This is a genomic window from Kribbella sp. NPDC048928 (genome assembly GCF_043197975.1).
Lineage (GTDB): Bacteria > Actinomycetota > Actinomycetes > Propionibacteriales > Kribbellaceae > Kribbella.
The window spans coordinates 175,118-193,730 of the sequence record NZ_JBICUC010000008.1; the positions used below are offsets into that span (position 1 = coordinate 175,118).

The 18,613-nt window shown below is 68.5% G+C and carries 15 protein-coding genes; 12 read left to right on the forward strand and 3 right to left on the reverse strand.

Annotated elements, in window-relative coordinates; genetic code table 11:
• The first annotated feature begins 659 nt into the window (after nucleotides 1-659).
• On the forward strand, nucleotides 660-4,085 hold the full coding sequence (locus ACGFI6_RS31595) for an error-prone DNA polymerase (RefSeq protein ID WP_393125029.1): 3,426 nt from the start codon (nucleotides 660-662) through the stop codon (nucleotides 4,083-4,085).
• Between the two features lie 16 nt (nucleotides 4,086-4,101).
• Here the strand turns inward: ACGFI6_RS31595 and ACGFI6_RS31600 are convergent, their stop codons facing one another.
• A complete protein-coding gene (locus ACGFI6_RS31600; protein WP_393125031.1) occupies nucleotides 4,102-4,608 on the reverse strand; it encodes a hypothetical protein in 507 nt (168 codons plus the stop codon).
• A gap of 146 nt (nucleotides 4,609-4,754) precedes the next feature.
• Here ACGFI6_RS31600 and ACGFI6_RS31605 point away from each other — a divergent pair, with 146 nt between their 5' ends.
• Nucleotides 4,755-5,774: an L-idonate 5-dehydrogenase gene (locus ACGFI6_RS31605; RefSeq protein WP_393125033.1), complete on the forward strand. Its 1,020-nt coding sequence runs from the start codon at nucleotides 4,755-4,757 to the stop codon at nucleotides 5,772-5,774.
• On the opposite strand, the gene ACGFI6_RS31610 is transcribed toward ACGFI6_RS31605, so the two are convergent.
• The gene (locus tag ACGFI6_RS31610) at nucleotides 5,752-6,234 is read right to left on the reverse strand and encodes a MarR family winged helix-turn-helix transcriptional regulator (RefSeq protein ID WP_393125035.1); all 483 of its coding nucleotides are present in this window, start codon (nucleotides 6,232-6,234) and stop codon (nucleotides 5,752-5,754) included. The two genes, ACGFI6_RS31605 and ACGFI6_RS31610, sit on opposite strands and share 23 nt — an antisense overlap.
• A gap of 86 nt (nucleotides 6,235-6,320) precedes the next feature.
• Here ACGFI6_RS31610 and ACGFI6_RS31615 point away from each other — a divergent pair, with 86 nt between their 5' ends.
• Entirely contained in the window at nucleotides 6,321-6,893 is a 573-nt protein-coding gene (locus ACGFI6_RS31615; protein ID WP_393125037.1) for an NADPH-dependent F420 reductase, read from the forward strand.
• A gap of 73 nt (nucleotides 6,894-6,966) precedes the next feature.
• Entirely contained in the window at nucleotides 6,967-8,262 is a 1,296-nt protein-coding gene (locus tag ACGFI6_RS31620; protein WP_393125039.1) for a BNR-4 repeat-containing protein, read from the forward strand.
• On the opposite strand, the gene ACGFI6_RS31625 is transcribed toward ACGFI6_RS31620, so the two are convergent.
• On the reverse strand, nucleotides 8,255-9,940 hold the full coding sequence (locus ACGFI6_RS31625; protein ID WP_393125041.1) for a sigma-54-dependent Fis family transcriptional regulator: 1,686 nt from the start codon (nucleotides 9,938-9,940) through the stop codon (nucleotides 8,255-8,257). The two genes, ACGFI6_RS31620 and ACGFI6_RS31625, sit on opposite strands and share 8 nt — an antisense overlap.
• A gap of 147 nt (nucleotides 9,941-10,087) precedes the next feature.
• Here ACGFI6_RS31625 and ACGFI6_RS31630 point away from each other — a divergent pair, with 147 nt between their 5' ends.
• The 8 genes from ACGFI6_RS31630 to groL are packed head-to-tail and all read left to right on the forward strand — an operon-like array spanning nucleotide 10,088 to nucleotide 18,612.
• Entirely contained in the window at nucleotides 10,088-11,719 is a 1,632-nt protein-coding gene (locus tag ACGFI6_RS31630; RefSeq protein WP_393125043.1) for a hypothetical protein, read from the forward strand.
• Between the two features lie 9 nt (nucleotides 11,720-11,728).
• Entirely contained in the window at nucleotides 11,729-12,748 is a 1,020-nt protein-coding gene (locus tag ACGFI6_RS31635; RefSeq protein WP_393125045.1) for an FAD-binding oxidoreductase, read from the forward strand.
• Nucleotide 12,749: 1 nt separating this feature from the next.
• Complete coding sequence (locus tag ACGFI6_RS31640) at nucleotides 12,750-13,847, forward strand: aromatic/alkene monooxygenase hydroxylase subunit beta (RefSeq protein WP_393125047.1); 1,098 nt, start codon at nucleotides 12,750-12,752, stop codon at nucleotides 13,845-13,847.
• 5 nt (nucleotides 13,848-13,852) lie between these two features.
• Nucleotides 13,853-14,188, forward strand: a complete 336-nt coding sequence (gene mimD / locus ACGFI6_RS31645) for a propane 2-monooxygenase effector subunit MimD (protein WP_393125509.1) — start codon at nucleotides 13,853-13,855, stop codon at nucleotides 14,186-14,188.
• A 9-nt stretch (nucleotides 14,189-14,197) separates the two neighbouring features.
• Nucleotides 14,198-15,229, forward strand: a complete 1,032-nt coding sequence (locus ACGFI6_RS31650) for an amidohydrolase family protein (RefSeq protein ID WP_393125049.1) — start codon at nucleotides 14,198-14,200, stop codon at nucleotides 15,227-15,229.
• Entirely contained in the window at nucleotides 15,226-15,921 is a 696-nt protein-coding gene (locus tag ACGFI6_RS31655) for an iron-sulfur cluster assembly protein (RefSeq protein WP_393125051.1), read from the forward strand. The genes ACGFI6_RS31650 and ACGFI6_RS31655 overlap by 4 nt, the downstream gene beginning before the upstream one ends.
• Complete coding sequence (locus ACGFI6_RS31660; RefSeq protein ID WP_393125053.1) at nucleotides 15,918-16,943, forward strand: NAD(P)-dependent alcohol dehydrogenase; 1,026 nt, start codon at nucleotides 15,918-15,920, stop codon at nucleotides 16,941-16,943. The genes ACGFI6_RS31655 and ACGFI6_RS31660 overlap by 4 nt, the downstream gene beginning before the upstream one ends.
• A 19-nt stretch (nucleotides 16,944-16,962) precedes the next feature.
• Nucleotides 16,963-18,612 (forward strand): chaperonin GroEL, encoded by a 1,650-nt coding sequence (gene groL / locus ACGFI6_RS31665; protein ID WP_393125055.1) that lies wholly within the window; start codon nucleotides 16,963-16,965, stop codon nucleotides 18,610-18,612.
• The last annotated feature ends 1 nt before the right edge of the window (nucleotide 18,613 follow it).

Below are 18,613 nucleotides of genomic sequence, written 5' to 3' on the forward strand. Positions count from 1 at the left end.
AACTGCGCTACAGCGTTCATCGGGGCATCACCTCCACCTCAGAAGTCACGGACGCGAAAGACGCTAGCAGCCTGCTCCTCCCGCCGGCCAACCAATTTCTCGACAGGGCTTGCACTAGACCGGATTCCGTGACCTCGGCAAGCTGTGACGCTGAGCCGGACCAGCGTCGCCGTCAGCGGACTCAATACGGTGCCGGTCACCGTGACGGTCAAGGGGTCCTACGGGCTCGGCACGCCGGAAGAGAACAAGACACCGGTGAACGTGATTCTCGAACGGACCGCCGGCAGCGGCCAGAAGTCGACCTTGTGGTCTGCCGACCTCCCGCGGCAGGCGAACGGCACCTGGGGCGGTCCGCTGTACGTGCCGTCGGCTCCGCGACGCCTACCAGCCCGTCTGCCTGGGACTGCCGAGCAATCCGGGGTTGATACGGCGCTACGCAGTGGCGCACCGTCGGTACCGCGGGGGTCCGGCTCTCGGAGCGATACACGGCCAACGTGAAACTCACCTCCAAGGGCAACATCCCGTACCGGTCCTACGTCCCGGCCTGCCACTCGGTCGTAGTAGTCAGCAAGACCTTCTACCTCCGCGGAACCTGACCCCTTCGGAAACTCATTCGCCTAGGGGAACATGTGTTCTAATATTGGCGGAGGGGTGGTTCGATGGGTTACAACAATCCTCCGATCAAGTGGTCGGAGTTGGAGCGGAAGCTGTCGGATCGGTCGCGGCCGGGGAGTCACGGTGGGCGGCCGGTGACGGCGGACGGCGGGGACAGTCCGGCGTGGTCGCAGCACCGCGGGCCGTATGTGGCGGAGCCGGTCCGCCGCCCCGAGCAGTCGGTGCCGTACGCCGAGCTCCACGTGCACTCGAACTTCTCCTTCCTCGACGGCGCCTCGCAGCCGGAGGACCTGGTCGAGGCCGCCGTCCGGCAGGGCCTGCGGGCGCTGGCCTTGACCGATCACGACGGGTTCTACGGCGCGGCGCGGTTCGCCGAGGCCGCCGCGGCGTACTCGCTGCCCACCGTGTTCGGGGCGGAGCTGTCCCTCGGACTGACCGGCCCGCAGAACGGTGTCGCCGACCCGGAGGGCAGTCACCTGCTGGTGCTCGCCGAGGGCGAGGAGGGGTACCACAAGCTCGCCGGTGAGATCACCGAGGCGCAGCTCGCCGGTGGCGAGAAGGGAAAGCCGGTCTACTCGCTGGAGCGGTTGGCCGCCGAGGGGCGTGACCACTGGGTGATCCTGACCGGCTGCCGCAAGGGACTGGTCCGGCAGGCGCTCGAGCTCGGCGGCCGCGCCGACGGTCCGGCCGCCGCCGGCCGCGAGCTGGACCGGCTGACCGCGCTGTTCGGCAAGGACCGGGTGGTCGTCGAGCTGATCGACCACCACCTCCCCGCCGACACCACCCGGAACCGGATCCTGGCCGGCCTGGCCGCCGACCGCGGCCTCCCGGTCGTTGCCACGAACAACGTTCACTACGCCACCCCCGCGCAGTACAAGCTGGCGTCCGCGCTGGCCGCGGTCCGGGCCCGTCGCGACCTGGACTCGATGGACGGCTGGCTGCCGTCGAGCGGGATGGCATTCGTGCGGTCCGGCGCGGAGCTGACCGCCCGCTTCCAGCGATACGACGGGGCGGTGGCGCGCTCGGTGACGCTCGCCGACCAGCTCGCGTTCGACCTCGCGCGGGCGAAGCCGAAGCTGCCGCTGCGCGACGTACCGGCCGGGGAGACGCCGATGTCGTGGCTGCGGGTGCTGACCTTCGAGGGCGCCGCCCGGCGGTACGGGCCCCGCGACAAGCGCCCGGATGCGTACGAGCGGCTGCAGCGGGAGCTGGACGTCATCGACGAGAAGGGCTTCCCGGGGTACTTCCTGATCGTCCACGACATCGTGAAGTTCGCGCACGACCAGGGAATCCTCTGCCAGGGCAGGGGATCGGCGGCGAACTCCGCGGTCTGCTACGCGCTCGGGATCACCGCGGTGGACAGCATCCTCTACAACCTGCCGTTCGAGCGGTTCCTGGCCACCACGCGGGCCGAGGAGCCGGACATCGACGTCGACTTCGACTCCGGGCGGCGCGAGGAGGTGATCCAGCACGTCTACGAGAAGTACGGCCGGCGCAACGCGGCGCAGGTGGCGAACGTGATCTCGTACCGGCCGAAGTCCGCCGTCCGAGACATGGCCAAGGCCCTGGGGTACTCGGTGGGTCAGCAGGACGCCTGGTCGAAACAGGTGGACGGCTGGAGCCCGGAGATCACCTCGACGGAACACGACATCCCGCCGCAGGTGGTGGGGATGGCGAGCGAGCTGCTGAAGTTCCCGCGGCACCTGGGGATCCACTCCGGCGGAATGGTGCTGACCGAGCGCCCGGTCGGCGAGGTGGTGCCGATCGAGCACGCCCGGATGGACAACCGCACGGTCCTGCAGTGGGACAAGGACGACTGCGCGTGGATGGGGCTGGTGAAGTTCGACCTGCTCGGGCTCGGCATGCTGGCCGCCCTGCAGTACTGCCTGGACATGGTCCGCGAGCAGCTCGGCGAGTCGTGGGAGCTGCACACGATCCCGCGGGAGGAGGCCGGCGTCTACGACCAGCTCTGCCGGGCGGACTCGGTGGGCGTGTTCCAGGTCGAGTCGCGGGCGCAGATGGCGACGCTGCCGCGGCTGAAACCGCGGCGGTTCTACGACCTGGTCACCGAGATCGCGCTGATCCGGCCGGGCCCGATCCAGGGCGGCGCCGTGCATCCGTACATCCGCCGCCGGACCGGGGAGGAGCCGATCACCTACCTGCATCCGAAGCTGCAGCCGGTACTGGAGCGGACCATGGGGGTGCCGCTGTTCCAGGAGCAGCTGATGCAGATGGCGATGGCGGTCGGCGAGATCGACGGCGACGAGGCCGACCTGCTGCGCCGCGCGATGGGGTCCAAACGCGGCATCGAGAAGATCTCCTCGCTGAAGCAGAAGCTCTACGCCGGGATGGCGGGCAACGGGATCACCGGCGACCTGGCCGACGAGATCTACGCCAAGATCGAGGCGTTCGCGAACTTCGGGTTCGCCGAGTCGCACTCGATCAGCTTCGCGTTGCTCGTCTACTCCAGCACCTGGCTGCGGCTGCACTACCCGGCCGCGTTCCTGGCCGCGCTGCTGCGGGCGCAGCCGATGGGGTTCTACTCACCGCAGTCCCTGGTCGCGGACGCCCGCCGCCACGGTGTCGAGGTGCGACGCCCGCACCTGCATCTGTCCGGTGTCGACGCGGGGCTCGAAATGCTCGTCGAGGGGCAGGAGCTGACCGGGCCGACCGGGCGCGACGAGTGCCTGGCGGATCCGCAGCCACTGGTGGGTCCGTTCGATCCGAAGGCGCCGTCCGACACCACGGTGCACCGGCGGGACGGGGCGTTCGCGGTCCGGCTCGGGCTGGCCGAGGTGCGCACCGTGGGGGAGAAGGGCGCGAAGCTGATCGTCGAGGAGCGGGAGCGCGGCGGTCCGTTCACCGAGATGGCCGACCTGGTCCGGCGGACCGGGATCACCGCGGCGCAGGTCGAGGCGCTGGCCACCGCCGGGGCGTTCGACTGCTTCGGGCTGGACCGGCGGCAGGCGCTGTGGGAGGCGGGTCGGGCGGCCGAGGAACGCCCGGGCCAGCTGGCCGGGATCACCGCTGCCGGGCCGCCGCCGACACTGCCCGGGATGAGCGACATCGAGGCCGACATGGCCGACCTGTGGTCCACCTCGATCACCACCACCAGCCATCCGATGGAACGCGTCCGCGAGCGGCTCCGTGCCGAGGGCATCCTGTCCGCGGCCGAGCTGCGAGCCGCCCCGGACGGCGCCCGGGTCCGCGTCGCCGGCGTCGTCACCCATCGCCAGCGCCCCGCCACCGCCTCCGGCGTCACGTTCATGAACCTCGAGGACGAGACCGGCATGGCGAACATCGTCATCACCGTCGGCTGCTGGCACCACCACGCCGCCGTCGCCCGCAACGCCGCCGCCCTGATCATCCGCGGCCGCGTGGAACGCGCCGGCGAAGTCACCAACCTCTCCGCCGACCACCTCCAACGCCTCCCCCTCGCCGCCCGAACCAAATCCCGCGACTTCCGCTGACCGCGACGGCGACTGCTCAGTTTGAGCGGGGGCGGAGCATTCGGCGTAGTCGGGTGAGGACCTGGTCGGTGAACAAGCCCGCCAGGCAGCCCGTGAGGACGAGTACGGCGACTCCTGCGCTGGAGGTGGTTTCGTCGCCGATGCTCAGCAGGCCGGTGTTCATCGCGAGTACCGAGACCGAGCCGAGCAGTGCCGACCACAGTGGGCGCATCACGTACCAGCTCACCTGGTGGCCGGACGTACTGCTGCGTGCGAACGCCATGCTCTGGTGGATCACGCTGCCGGCCATCCCGGCGGCCGCGCCGACGATCAGCAGGCTCATGTTGAGCGTGATCGAGACGTGCGCGACCGACCGGCTCGCGACCTGGTGCGGGCCGGCGAGCTCCTGCGCGGCGACGAGGCGCTCTGCCAGGCCGTACGACGCGATCAGGAACGGCAGCGCGATGACGGCTTCGGCGACGTTGATTCCGGCGATCGTCCGTCGTGCGGACCGCCGGCGTCCCGGTCGAACTGTGTTGCTCATGACAACTCCCCCTTACTCGGTCGGAGTCGCCGGTGGGCCGCGCGATACATCCTCGGCCGGTTGGGGATGCGACGGATCGCCGTTCGGACGCGGGTTGTGCAGACCTTGGGTACGGTCGGGGGGACGGCGACGGTGGAGGTGGGCGCGTGGACGCGTGTGTGGTGCGCGGTGCTGGGGATATGCGGGTCGAGGAGCGGGAGGCTGTCGGACCGGCGGCCGGGCAGGTTGCGGTGCGGATCGCGTACGGCGGGATCTGCGGGACGGATCTGCACTACTTCCACGACGGCGGCGTCGGGAACTTCCGCGTTCAGGAGCCGCTGGTGCTCGGGCACGAGGTGGTCGGGCGGGTCAGCGGCGGCGAGCTTCCCGCCGGTACGCCGGTGGGCATCCATCCGGCGACGCCCTGCGGAGAGTGCGCGGAGTGCCGCCAGGACCGGCGGAACATCTGTGCCTTCAGCAACTATCTCGGGAGTGCCGCGCGAATGCCGCACATCCAGGGTGGCTTCGTCCAGGAGCTCATCCTCCCGGCCGATCAGGTACGGGTGCTGCCGGACGGGCTCGAGTTGCGCAGAGCCGTCCTGGCGGAGCCGTTGTCGGTGGCGATCCATGCGGTACGGCAGGCGGGCCACGGTGCCGTCGACGGGAAGCGGGTGCTCGTCACCGGTGCGGGGCCGATCGGGCTGCTCGTGGTGGCGGTGTTGCGGCAGGAGGGTGCGAGCGACGTCATCGCGACCGATCTGCAGCAGTATCCGCTGAAGCTCGCGCGTGAGGTCGGCGCGACGCGGACGATTCAGGTCGGTGAAAGCGAGTGGCCGGACGAGATCGACATCGCGATCGAGGCGTCCGGTACGGCGGGCGGATTGTGGACCTGCCTGGAACGGGTCCGTCGCGGCGGCACCGTCGTACAGGTGGGATCGTTGCCGCCCGGGGACACGGGGTTCCCTGGTGCGTTGCTGATGACGCGCGAGCTGACGCTGACCGGTGCGTTCCGGTTCGACCACGAGTTCGACACCGCGATCGCGTGGCTGGCCGGCGGGTTGCCGGTCGATCCGATCGTCACGCACACGTTCCCGCTGGCCGAGGCGTTGACGGCGTTCAACCTCGCGAGCGATCGTACGGTCGCGTCGAAGGTACTGCTGGAGATCAGCGCCGATACACCGAGCTGAGGTCGGCGTCCGGGTCGATGGACTCGAGGATCGCGCCGGCGATGTCGGCCAGTTGGCTGATCTGCTCCGGTGTGAGTACGTCGATGACGTGCTCCCTGACCGTGCCGACATGGCCGGGCGCGGTCGCCTTGATCTTCTTCCAGCCCTCCGCGGTGAGTCGCGCGTTCGTGGCGCGGGCGTCCTCGGGGCAGGGGAACCGGTCGACCAGCCCGCGGTCCTCGAGGCGTTTCACGACGTGTGACAGCCGGGGGAGCGTGGCGTTCGTGCGCTGCGCGAGCGCTGTCATCCGCAGCGTCCGCTGCGGCGCCTCGGAGAGCATCGCCAGTACGTAGTACTCGTAGTGGGTCACCCCCGCGTCCCGGCGCAGTTGCGTGTCGAGGATGCCCGGGAGCAACTCGACCACACCGACCAGCCGCAGCCAGGCGGTCATCTCCTCGTCGTCCAGCCACTGTGTGCTCACGAAAACATTCTTGCACCCGATGGTTGTAGCTACAACTATTCTGCGTTACCGTGATGGTTGAAGGAACAACCAAAAGGAGCGCGAGTATGACGCACGTCAGCATCATCGGCACCGGGAACATGGGACAGGCCATCTCGGCCGTCGTGGCCAAGGGTGGCAACACCGTCGAGCTGTTCAACACCACCGACAAGGACAAGGCCGTCACCGGCGAGGTCGTGATCCTCGCGACGCCGTACCCGGCCTTCGAGCAGGTGCTCGCCGAGCGCGCCGACCAGCTGGCCGGCAAGGTCGTCGTCGACATCAGCAACCCGCTGAACTTCGAGACCTTCGACTCGCTGACCGTGCCCGCGGACGGTTCCGCGGCCGCCGAGCTGGCCGCGAAGCTGCCGGATTCCAAGGTGCTCAAGGCGTTCAACACGAACTTCGCGGCCACGGTCGGCACTGCCAAGACCGGCGATGTCCCGACCGCTGTCCTGATTGCGGGCGACGACGCCGACGCCAAGGCGCTGCTGGCCGGGATCATCTCCGCCGGCGGTCTGCGGGCCGTCGACGCCGGTTCGCTGAAGCGTGCCCGCGAGCTCGAGGCGGTCGGCTTCCTGCAGCTCACCCTCGCGGTCGGCGAGAAGCTCGCCTGGACCGGCGGCTTCGGCCTGGTCTGACCGGGCGCCGAAGCTGCCCACATAGTGGCAAGCGCTTACCCAAGCGCCGCCATCCCTGCCAGACTGAGTCGTCATGGATACCCCTCGGGTGGTCAACGACAACGGTGCGTGGTGCTGGTTCCAGGACGAGCGGGCGGTGGCCGACCCGGACGGCGGCGTCCTCGTCGTCGGGTCGATCGCGGCGCCCGAGGGCCCGGGCGGCGACGGCCGGGCCGGCAACGTCGAGCTGACCGTCGTCGATCTGCAGACCGGTACGGCGGACGTCGTCGTCCTGCACGAGCAGTTCGAGGCAGACGATCACGACGTACCGGCGTTGTGGCGGCGCCGGGACGGTCGGTGGCTCGCGGTCTACACCAAACACAAGACCGACAACCTGACGCGCTGGCGGATCAGTGAGCCGGGCGATCCGCGGGCTTGGGGCCCGGAGCAGACGTACGACTGGAGCGAGTTCACCGGCGGCCGCGGCGTCACGTACTCGAACCTGCACGAGCTCGACGGCCGCCTGTACTGCTTCGCCCGGGCGGTCAACGACGATCCGTGCGCACTGGTGTCCGACGACGAGGGCGACACCTGGACGTACGCAGGCAAGCTCTTCACCCGTCCGAAGGTCGGCTATGTGAACGGCTACACCCGGTACGTCTCCACACCGACTCGCGTCGACCTCATCACCACCGACCACCACCCGCGCGACTACAACAACTCGATCTACCACGGTTACCTGGAGGGCGGCGCGCTGCACCGCACCGACGGGACCGTGGTGGACGAGGTTGCGCTCGACGCCGACGCACCGTCGCAGGTGGAGCTGACCACGATCCTCGCCGCGGACTCGGTCTGGGACGGCGAGCCGATGACGCACTGCTGGACGGTGGACATCCGCCGCGGCGCCGACGGTTCCTTCGCGGCGGTGCTGACCGCGCGCCACGACACTCCGGAGAACCCGGAGGACGCCTTCGCGCGCAAGCATCCGGTGCCGGATCATCGCTTCTTCTACGCGCGTCTCGCGCCGGGCGGCGAGTGGCAGGTGCAGCAGCTCGCGAAGGCGGGCCACGGTCTGCTGGAGCACGAGAACGACTACACCGGCCTGGTCGCGATCGACCCGTACGACCTCGACGCGGTGTACGTCTCCACGCCGGTCGATCCGCAGGACGGCACCGCGCTCGACCACCACGAGATCTTCCACGGTCGTACGGCAGACAGCGGCGAGACGTGGAAGTGGACGCCGGTCACCGCGAACTCCGGCGTCGACAACCTGCGCCCGATCGTCGCCCCGGGCGACCCGAGCCGGATCCCGCTGCTCTGGTTCCGCGGCGAGATGACCGCGTCCCAGCACTACAACTGCGAGGTCGTGCTGCTGGACCAGGTCAGGTGACGATCGCGTAGTCGCGGATCTTCCGGTAGATCGTCGCGCGCGACATCCCGAGCGCCAGCGCAGCAGCCGCCTTGTCGCCTTGATGTGCCGCGAGCGCGTCGACGATCGCATCCCGCTCGAGCGCTTCGAGCCGGGTCAGGTGCCGGCGCGTCGTCGCCCGGCACTCGGCCGGCAGCTCGCCGAGCTCGACGACTCCGGACCGGCGCCGCCGCGCGACCTCGCCGAGCACCGTCCGTAGATGGGTGACGTTCCCTGGCCACGGCAGCCTCATCAGCTGGCTGACCGCAGCCTGGGAGAGCGTCACCCCGGCAACGCCGGTACGCGCGAGCAGATGCGGGACGAGCGCCTGTACGTCGTCCAGGTGGTGTCGCAACGGCGGCACGGCGACTGTCCGCGGGAAGAACCGCAGCAGTTGAGTATTGAGCTCGTCCTGCGCACCTGACTGGCCGGTGATGACCGTCAACGCCACCCACGGCTCGTCGGACAGGCTGTCGCGCACGGTCTGCAGGACGTCCACGAGCGCGTGGATGTCCTCGGCGGACAGCAGGTGTGCGTGCCGCAGTACGAGATCCGAACCTGCCTCGAGCTCGGTGGCGGCGGCGTTCACGAGCTCGGGATCGTCGGCGTCCAGGATGACCAGCCGGTTGCCCGGCCGCGAGTAGTTGTGCACGGCCCGGAGCAGAGTCAGCTTGCCGGTGCCGGACTCGCCCTCGGCGACGATCCACTCGGCCCGGCCGGCCGACTCGAGGATCTCCTGTGTGGTGTGCCGCCACAGTGCGCTGGTGCCGATCACGCCGGGCAGCGTCGGCACCCGGGTCGTGCTCCCGGGAGTCCGCAGGCCGGACCGGTGCTCCCGCACCTGGACGATGCCGCCGGCCAGCCGGTTGCCGAGGAACGTCGGCTGGTACGCGAGCCGTGCGGTGAACCCGCTGGGCAGGTCGGCGATGAACGTGCACGGCCGGACGCCGCCGCGGGCGTCCCGGGTCCGGTCGATCAACGCTGCCTGGTCGACCGAGTCGAAGTGCGCCTGGGCGTGCGCGTTGATCATGAACACCTCCTCGCCGAGCGCGATCACCGAGCCACCGGTGTGCCGGCAGGCCGCGTAGTAGTCGCTGAGCAGCGCCTGGTCGAGCGCGTTGGCCTCCTCGACGATCCGTTCCTGGATCCTCCGGGCGGCGAGTTTCGCGAACGAGAGCAGGACGGCGTTCGAGTTCTGCGCCTGCGTGGTGATGTCCAGGACGCCGAGTTGACCACCTGTGACCGGATGCGTGATCGGTGCGCCCGCGCAGGCGAACCGGCGCAGTACACCGGTGTAGTGCTCAGGTCCGAGCACGAGAATCGGGCCGCCGACCTCGAGCGCCGTACCGATCCCGTTGGTGCCGACCTCGGCCTCGGTGTAGGTGAAACCGGGGGACAGGTCGACCGCGTCCAGGCGCCGGATCAGCGACGGGTCGCCGCCGCGGCGGTCGAGCACAACGCCCTTGGCGTCGGTCAGGATGATGCAGACCGGCTCGTTGGTGAGCTCCGAGGCCAGTGAGTCGATGACCGGGCGGGCCGCCCGGGTGAGCGTGGTGTCGACGTCGAGACCGGAGATGTAGGCCGGCGAGGGCTGGTCGACGTCCACCAGCGACGCCTCCGACCGCTGCCAGGACAGCAGGATCGACTCGCGAAGCGACATCGTGCACCTCCTCGATCGACGGATCACCCAGCGAACACCGACCAAGGTAGTTCGGCAATGCTGTGACCGGTATCTCACATTGAGACAGGACCGCCCGCGCTGTCCGGCTTTCATCTGTGCAACCAGCCCGACCCTGGAGGCAGACAGATGAGCAGGCAAAGTCTCACCAAGGCGCATGCCAAGATCACGGAGCTCTCGTGGGAGCCGACGTTCGCGACCCCGGCGACCCGGTTCGGTACCGACTACACGTTCGAGAAGGCGCCGAAGAAAGACCCGCTGAAGCAGATCATGCGGTCGTACTTCCCGATGGAGGAGGAGAAGGACAACCGCGTGTACGGCGCCATGGACGGCGCGATCCGCGGCAACATGTTCCGCCAGGTCCAGCAGCGCTGGCTGGAGTGGCAGAAGCTCTTCCTCAGCATCATCCCGTTCCCGGAGATCTCGGCGGCCCGGGCGATGCCGATGGCGATCGACGCGGTCCCGAACCCGGAGATCCACAACGGGCTCGCGGTGCAGATGATCGACGAGGTCCGGCACTCGACGATCCAGATGAACCTCAAGAAGCTGTACATGAACAACTACATCGACCCGGCCGGTTTCGACATGACCGAGAAGGCGTTCGCGAACAACTACGCGGGCACCATCGGCCGGCAGTTCGGCGAGGGGTTCATCACCGGTGACGCGATCACCGCCGCGAACATCTACCTGACCGTGGTCGCGGAGACGGCGTTCACCAACACGCTGTTCGTCGCGATGCCCGACGAGGCGGCCGCGAACGGCGACTACCTGTTGCCGACGGTCTTCCACTCGGTGCAGTCCGACGAGTCCCGGCACATCAGCAACGGCTACTCGATCCTGCTGATGGCACTCGCCGACGAGCGCAACCGGCCGCTGCTGGAGCGCGACCTGCGGTACGCGTGGTGGAACAACCACTGCGTCGTGGACGCCGCGATCGGCACGTTCATCGAGTACGGCACGAAGGACCGTCGCAAGGACCGGGAGAGCTATGCCGAGATGTGGCGGCGCTGGATCTACGACGACTACTACCGCAGCTACCTGCTGCCGCTGGAGAAGTACGGCCTCACGATTCCGCACGACCTGGTCGAGGAGGCGTGGAACCGGATCACCAACAAGGGCTACGTGCACGAGGTGGCGCGGTTCTTCGCCACCGGGTGGCCGGTGAACTACTGGCGGATCGACGCGATGACCGACAAGGACTTCGAGTGGTTCGAGGACAAGTACCCGGGCTGGTACTCGAAGTACGGCAAGTGGTGGGAGAACTACAACCGCCTCGCGTACCCGGGCCGGAACAAGCCGATCGCGTTCGAGGACGTCGGCTACCAGTACCCGCACCGCTGCTGGACCTGCATGGTGCCGGCCCTGATCCACGAGGACATGGTCACCGAGAAGGTCGACGACCAGTGGCGGACGTACTGCTCGGAGACCTGCTACTGGACCGACGCGGTCGCGTTCCGCAGCGAGTACGACGGCCGTCCGACCCCGAACATGGGCCGCCTGACCGGCTTCCGGGAATGGGAGACCCTGCACCACGGCAAGGACCTGGCCGACATCGTCGCCGACCTCGGCTACGTCCGCGACGACGGCAAGACGCTGATCGGGCAGCCGCACCTCGACCTGGACCCGAAGAAGATGTGGACCCTGGACGACGTCCGCGGCAACACCTTCAACAGCCCGAACGTGCTGCTCAACGAGATGACCGACGCCGAGCGCCAGGCGCACATCGCCGAGTACCGCGCCAACGGCACGAAGGTCTCCTGAGGACAAACCATGGCCGACAAACACCGTATCCAGTTCGAACCGGTCGGCATCGAGATGGAGGTCGACGAGGACGAGAAGATCCTGGACGCGGCGTTCCGGCAGGGAATCCACCTGATGCACGGCTGCAAGGAGGGGCAGTGCTCCGCCTGCAAGTCGTACGTGCTCGAGGGTGACCTGCAGATGGAGCGCTACTCCACCTTCGCCTGCAACGACGCGGAGGTCGCCGAGGGGTACGTGCTGCTGTGCCGGGCGCACGCGTTCAGCGACTGCACGATCGAGCTGCTGAACTTCGACGAGGACGAACTGCTCGGCGGCATCCCGATCCGGACCGTCGCGACCACGGTGGCCGCGATCGAACCGGTCACCCGGGACATCGTGTCGCTGCGCCTGAAGCCGGCTGAGGAGTTCGACTTCAAGCCGGGGCAGTACGTCGACCTCACGATCCCGGGCACCGACGAGCACCGGTCGTTCTCGATGGCGACGACGCCGTCGGGGGAGATCGAGTTCCTGATCAAGAAGTACCCGGGCGGCCGGTTCTCCAGCCTGCTCGACGACGGCCTGGCCGTCGGCGACGAGCTGTCGATGACCGGGCCGTACGGCTCGTCCACCCTGAAGGACGGGCACGTACTGCCGGTGGTCTGCGTCGCCGGCGGGGCCGGGATGGCGCCGATCCTGTCCATCATGCGGCACCTGAGCGCGACGGAGAGCACGCGACCCGTGCGGTTCTACTACGGCGCTCGTACTGCGGCCGACCTCTTCTATCTCGACGCGATCAAGGATCTCGGCGCCAAGCTCAAGGACTTCGAGTTCGTGGCCTGCCTGTCCGAGTCGGACCACAGCGAGTACGAGATCGGCAACGTCACCGAGGTGGTCGAGCGCCGGGAGCCGCAGCTCGCGAAATGCGAGATGTACCTCTGTGGGCCACCGCCGATGGTCGACGCGGCACTCGGTCTGCTCGACGCACACGACGTACCGAAGGACCAAGTCTTCTACGACAAGTTCACCAGCCCAGTGACCGATGGAGCCTGAGATGACACAGATCAAACAACGCAGTTTCCCGAGGATCGAGTTCACCGACTCCGAAGCCGGTGCGCTGGAGTTTCCCAGCTCGACCAGCCGGAGCTACAACTACTACAAGCCGGCCAAGCTGCGGGCGACGATGTACGAGGACGTGACGGTCGACGTCCAGCCGGACCCGGACCGGCACTTGAGCCAGGGCTGGATCTACGGCTTCGGCGACGGCCCGGGCGGCTACCCGAAGGAGTGGACGGCGGCGAAGTCGTCCAACTGGCACGCGTTCCTCGACCCGAACGAGGAGTGGAACCAGACCATCTACCGCAACAACTCCGCGATCGTCCGGCAGGTCGACCTCGGCCTGCAGAACGCCAAGCGGGCCAGGGCGTACGACGGCTGGAACGCGGCCTGGCTGAAGTTCATCGAGCGCAACCTGGGCGCCTGGATGCATGCCGAGAACGGCCTCGCGCTGCACGTCTTCACGAGCATCCAGCGGTCCGGCCCGACGAACATGATCAACACCGCGGTCGCCGTGAACGCGGCGCACAAGATGCGGTTCGCGCAGGACCTCGCGCTGTTCAACCTGGACCTGAGCGAGGCCGACGTACCGTTCGACGGCTCGGCGCACAAGGAGGTCTGGCAGTCGGCGCCGGAGTGGCAGCCGACCCGGCAGGTCGTCGAGCAGCTGACCGCGGTCGGCGACTGGTGCGAGTTGCTCTTCGCAACGAACATCGTCTTCGAGCAGCTCGTCGGCTCGCTGTTCCGCAGCGAGCTGGTGATGCAGATCGCGGCCCGCAACGGCGACTACATCACGCCCACCATCGTCGGCACCGGCGAGTACGACTACGACCGCGACCTCAGCTACTCGCGGAACCTGTTCCGGCTGCTGACCCGGGACGACGAGTACGGCGAGGCCAACAAGGCGCTCTTCGGCGAGTGGCTCGCGACCTGGGTGCCGCGGTGCCTGGAGGCGGCGCACGCACTGCAGCCGATCTGGTCGCAGCCGGCCGACAAGGCCGTCACGTTCGCGTCGAGCTTCGACGCGGCCAAGCAGAAGTTCCGCTCGTTGCTCACCGAGCTCGGGCTCGACCTCCCGAAGGAGCTGGACCAGTGACCGCGATGCAGTTCGGATCCCAGACCGAGTTCTCCAACAAGTGCGGTGTGACCCTGATGAACACGCCGGTCGGCCGCGTGGTCGCGGAGGTGATGGGCAGCAAGGACGGCGTCGAGCTGACCGAATACCCGTCGATGATCCGCGTCGACGGCACCGGCGTCCTCGACTTCGACTACGCGGAGCTGACCGACGCGCTCGGCTCGGACTTCGACGGGTCGGTGTTCGAGGAGATCAGCTCCACGCACTACGGCCGGATGGTGCACCTCGACGAGCGGACCCTGCTGTTCGCCAGCCCGGAGGACGCGGCGGAGTACATCGGCTTCGACCTCACAGTCCACTAGGAGATACGCATGTACGAGAAGGACGGCGAGAAGTACTACGTGGTCGACGCGCACGTGCATCTGTGGGACGGGCGCGAGTCGAACCAGAAGAACGTGCACGGCAAGCAGTTCATCGACTGCTTCTACGACTACCACCGCAACCTGAGCCCCGAGGCGGAGGTGTGGGACTACGACACCTACACCTACTACGGCGGTGAGCGGCTGATGAAGGACGTGTTCGAGGAGGGGTACGCAGATCACGCGATCTTCCAGGCCACGCTGCTGAGCGACTTCTACAAGACCGGGTTCGGCCAGACCGAGGACGCGTTCGGGCTGACGAAGGCGCATCCGGGCAAGCTCACGTACAACCACGCCTACGACCCGCGCAACGGCGAAGCGGGCCTCGAGCAACTCCGCCGGGACGCCGAGCGGATGAACCTGAAGGGCGTGAAGCTCTACACCGCCGAGTGGCACGGGGACTCGCGCGGCTACAAGCTCGACGAGCCGTGGTCGCGCCGGTATCTGGAGGAGTGCCTGAAGCTCGGGATCAAGAACGTCCACGTGCACAAGGGCCCCACGATCCGGCCGCTGGACCGGGACGCGTTCGACGTCGCGGACATCGACAAGGTCGCCACCGACTACCTCGACCTGAACTTCGTCGTCGAGCACGTCGGCCTGCCGCGGCTCGAGGACTTCTGCTGGATCGCCACCCAGGAGTCCAACGTGTACGGCGGGCTCGCGGTCGCGATGCCGTTCGTGCACGCCCGGCCGAAGTACTTCGCGCAGATCATCGGCGAGCTGCTGTACTGGCTCGGCGAGGACAAGATCCTGTTCGCCAGCGACTACGCGTTGTGGACGCCGAAGTGGCTGGTGGAGAAGTTCGTGGACTTCCAGATCCCCGAGGACCTGCCCGAGTACGCCCCGATCACCACGGCCCAGAAGAAGAAGATCCTCGGCCTGAACGCGGCCGCGCTGTACGACCTCGAGGTACCGCAGGAACTGCGGCTGCCGACGGACGCCGGCGACGCCGCCGCAGAGGTCGCGGCGGGCGCGCGGTCATGATCGCCGTCGCCAAGACGTCACTGTCCGACGGGGTCCTTGCGGCCCTGTCGACAGTGCTGGATCCCGAGCTGGACGAGCCGATCACCGACCTCGGCTTCGTCCGCTCGGTCCGGATCCAGGACGGGAACGTGACCGTGCACCTGCGGTTGCCGACCTCGTTCTGCTCGCCGAACTTCGCCTACCTGATGGCGTCCGATGCCCTGGACGCCCTCCGGCGGGTGGAGCGGATCGGGCAGGTGGTCGTCCAGCTGGACGACCACCACGATTCGGGCAAGATCAACGCCGGCCTGGCGGCGGAGGCGGGGTACGTCGGGACCTTCGGCGTCGAGGCGGAGCAGAGCCTGGACGAGCTGCGCGGGATCTTCCATCGCAAGGCCCACACCGCCGCGATGGAACGTTGCGCCGAGCAACTACTCAGGACGACCGACGTGCCGGTGGACGATCTTCACCAGGTCACGCTCGCGGACGTACCGGAGGGCTCGCACAAGGAGGCGTTGCTCCGGCGCCGGGCCACGATCGGGCTCAGCACGGGTCCCACCTCGAGGCTGGTGGTGGACGACGAAGGGCGGGCACTCGCGGCGGAGGAGGTGCCGCTCCGGCTGCGGTTCGCGAAATCGGTACGGATCTCGATGGAAGGCAACGCGCACTTCTGTCGTGGACTGCTGGCTACGAGATACGGGAGTACGACATGAGAGCGGTCCAAGTCGTCGGCTACCACACCGACCTGAAGCTGGCCGACGTACCGGAACCGAAGGTCGAAGGCCCGCTCGACGTGATCGTGAAGGTCGGCGGCGCCGGAGTGTGCCGGACCGACCTGCACATCCTCGAAGGGCAATGGGCGGAGAAGTCCGGCGTCGCACTGCCGTACACGATCGGGCACGAGAACGCCGGCTGGGTGCAGGCGACCGGCGACGCGGTCACCAACGTGAAGGCGGGCGACAAGGTGATCCTGCATCCGTTGATCACCTGCGGGCTGTGCCGGGCGTGCCGGTTCGGCGAGGACGTGCACTGCGAGAACAGCCAGTTCCCCGGGATCGACACCGACGGCGGCTACGCCGAGTACCTGCGGACCACGGCCCGCAGCGTGGTGAAGATCGACGACAGCCTCGAACCGGCCGACGTCGCGGCGCTAGCGGACGCGGGACTGACGGCGTACCACGCGGTCCGGAAGGCGGCGGCCACGCTCCGGCCCGGCGATGTCTGCGTACTGATCGGGGCCGGCGGACTCGGCCACATCGGTATCCAGGTGCTGAAGGCGATCTCGGCCGCGACGCTCGTCGTGGTCGACCGGAACCCGGCCGCCGTCGAGCTCGCGGTCGCGATCGGCGCCGATCACGGAATCGTTGCCGACGGCACCCAGGTACGACAGGTCCTGGAGCTGACCGGCGGCCGCGGTGCCGAGGCGGTGGTGGACTTCGTCGGTGAGGGCGGGGCCACCGCGGAGGGCGTGGCGATGCTGCGCCGGGCCGGCAACTACTACGTGGTCGGGTACGGCGAGAACCTCGACGTACCGACGATCGACGTGATCTCCACCGAGATCAACTTCATCGGGAACCTGGTCGGCTCCTACACCGATCTGCAGGAGCTGATGGTTCTCGCCGCGCAGGGCAAGGTCACCCTGCACACCAGCAAGTACCCGCTCGCCGACTTCCAGCAGGCGATCGACGACCTCGACCGCGGCCTGGTCCGCGGCCGGGCGATTCTCATCCCGTGACCCGAGAGGCGAACAAAGCATGGCCAAGGAACTGCGATTCAACGAAGACGCCCGGCGGCTGCTCGAGTCCGGGGTGAACGCCCTGGCCGACGCGGTCAAGGTGACGCTCGGGCCGAAGGGCCGCAACGCCGTCCTGGAGAAGCTCACCGGACCGCCGACGATCACCAACGACGGGGTGACGATCGCCCGCGAGATCCAGCTGCGCGAACCGTTCGCGAACATGGGCGCCCAGCTGGTCAAGGAAGTCGCGATGAAGACCAACGGCGTGGTCGGCGACGGTACGACGACCGCGACCGTGCTCGCCCAGGCGATGGTCCGCGAGGGCCTGCGGGCCGTCGACGAGGGCGCCAACCCGATGCGCGTACGGCGCGGCATCGAGCAGACCGTACCGGTGGTGGTGGCGACCCTGCGCTCGTGGGCGGCCGGCGTCGGCGGCGGGCAGGACCTGCGGAACGTCGCGACGATGGCGGCCGGCGACGACGAGTCGATCGGCGAGGTGATCGCCGAGGCGGTCGAGCGGGTCGGGCGGAACGGCATCGTCAGCACCGAGGAGTCCGACCAGCTCGGGCTGTCGGTCGAGGTGGTGGACGGGATCGAGTTCGACCACGGGTACATCTCGGCGTACATGGTCACCGACAAGGAGCGGATGGAGGCGGTCCACGAGCGGCCGCTGATCCTGCTCACCAACCGGAAGATCAACCAGGTGCAGGACATCATGCCGACCGTCGAGGTGGCCAAGCGCGCGGACCGGCCGCTGGTCGTACTGGCCGAGGACGTCACCGGTCCGGCGCTGCAGTTCCTCGTCGGCGGCAACATGCACGGCACGATGCAGACGGTCGTCGTCCGGGCGCCCGGGTTCGGGCACCGGCGGATCGCCGAGCTGGAGGACCTCGCGGTGGCGCTCGGCGGGCACGTGATCGCGCAGGACACCGGGCTCGACCTGTCCGAGGTGTCGCTGGATCACCTCGGTACCTGTGACCGGATCACGATCAGCGAGGACAGTACGACGATCGTCGGCGGGCACGGGGATCCGGCGTTGGTGGAGGCGCGGCTGGCGCAGCTCGAGACGCAGTTCGAGCGGGCCAGGATCGAGGCGGACCGGGACAGCCTGCAGCTCCGGATGGCGCGGCTGTCCGGGCGGGTCGCGGTGATCCGGGTCGGCGGGGCGACGAGCGTCGAGCTGAAGGAGCGGATGCTGCGGGTCGAGGACTCGCTGGCCGCTACCCGCGCCGCGGTCGAGGAAGGCGTGGTGGCCGGCGGCGGTACGGCGCTGGTCCAGGCGCAGGAGGCGGTGTCCCGCGTCGAGCTGACCGGTGACGACGCGATCGGCCGCGAGGTCGTCCGCCGCGCGCTGCCCGAGCCGCTGCGGTGGATCGCGATCAACGCCGGGTACGACGGCGACGACGTGGTGAAGAAGGTCGCCGATCTGCCGCTGGGGCACGGGTTCAACGCGCTCACCGGTCAGTACGACGACATGTTCGACCAGGGCGTGATGGATCCGCTGAAGGTGACCCGGGCGGCGCTGGAGAGCGCGGCCTCGATCGCGGCGCTGCTGATCACCACCGAGACCGCAGTGGTCGAGGAGATCCTCGGCAACCCCGGCGCCATCATGGCCCCGGGCTTCGGCGACCTGGCCGAGGGCATGGTCCGCCCGTCGAACATCTACTGAG

Coding starts and splice junctions, on each gene's coding strand:
- ACGFI6_RS31600 (WP_393125031.1), bottom strand. CDS start 4,608: ATGAGCAACACAGTTCGACCGGGACGCCGGCGGTCCGCACGACGGACG.
- ACGFI6_RS31635 (WP_393125045.1), top strand. CDS start 11,729: ATGGCCGACAAACACCGTATCCAGTTCGAACCGGTCGGCATCGAGATG.
- ACGFI6_RS31650 (WP_393125049.1), top strand. CDS start 14,198: ATGTACGAGAAGGACGGCGAGAAGTACTACGTGGTCGACGCGCACGTG.
- ACGFI6_RS31625 (WP_393125041.1), bottom strand. CDS start 9,940: ATGTCGCTTCGCGAGTCGATCCTGCTGTCCTGGCAGCGGTCGGAGGCG.
- ACGFI6_RS31595 (WP_393125029.1), top strand. CDS start 660: ATGGGTTACAACAATCCTCCGATCAAGTGGTCGGAGTTGGAGCGGAAG.
- ACGFI6_RS31620 (WP_393125039.1), top strand. CDS start 6,967: ATGGATACCCCTCGGGTGGTCAACGACAACGGTGCGTGGTGCTGGTTC.
- ACGFI6_RS31655 (WP_393125051.1), top strand. CDS start 15,226: ATGATCGCCGTCGCCAAGACGTCACTGTCCGACGGGGTCCTTGCGGCC.
- ACGFI6_RS31640 (WP_393125047.1), top strand. CDS start 12,750: ATGACACAGATCAAACAACGCAGTTTCCCGAGGATCGAGTTCACCGAC.
- groL (WP_393125055.1), top strand. CDS start 16,963: ATGGCCAAGGAACTGCGATTCAACGAAGACGCCCGGCGGCTGCTCGAG.
- ACGFI6_RS31630 (WP_393125043.1), top strand. CDS start 10,088: ATGAGCAGGCAAAGTCTCACCAAGGCGCATGCCAAGATCACGGAGCTC.
- mimD (WP_393125509.1), top strand. CDS start 13,853: ATGCAGTTCGGATCCCAGACCGAGTTCTCCAACAAGTGCGGTGTGACC.
- ACGFI6_RS31615 (WP_393125037.1), top strand. CDS start 6,321: ATGACGCACGTCAGCATCATCGGCACCGGGAACATGGGACAGGCCATC.
- ACGFI6_RS31660 (WP_393125053.1), top strand. CDS start 15,918: ATGAGAGCGGTCCAAGTCGTCGGCTACCACACCGACCTGAAGCTGGCC.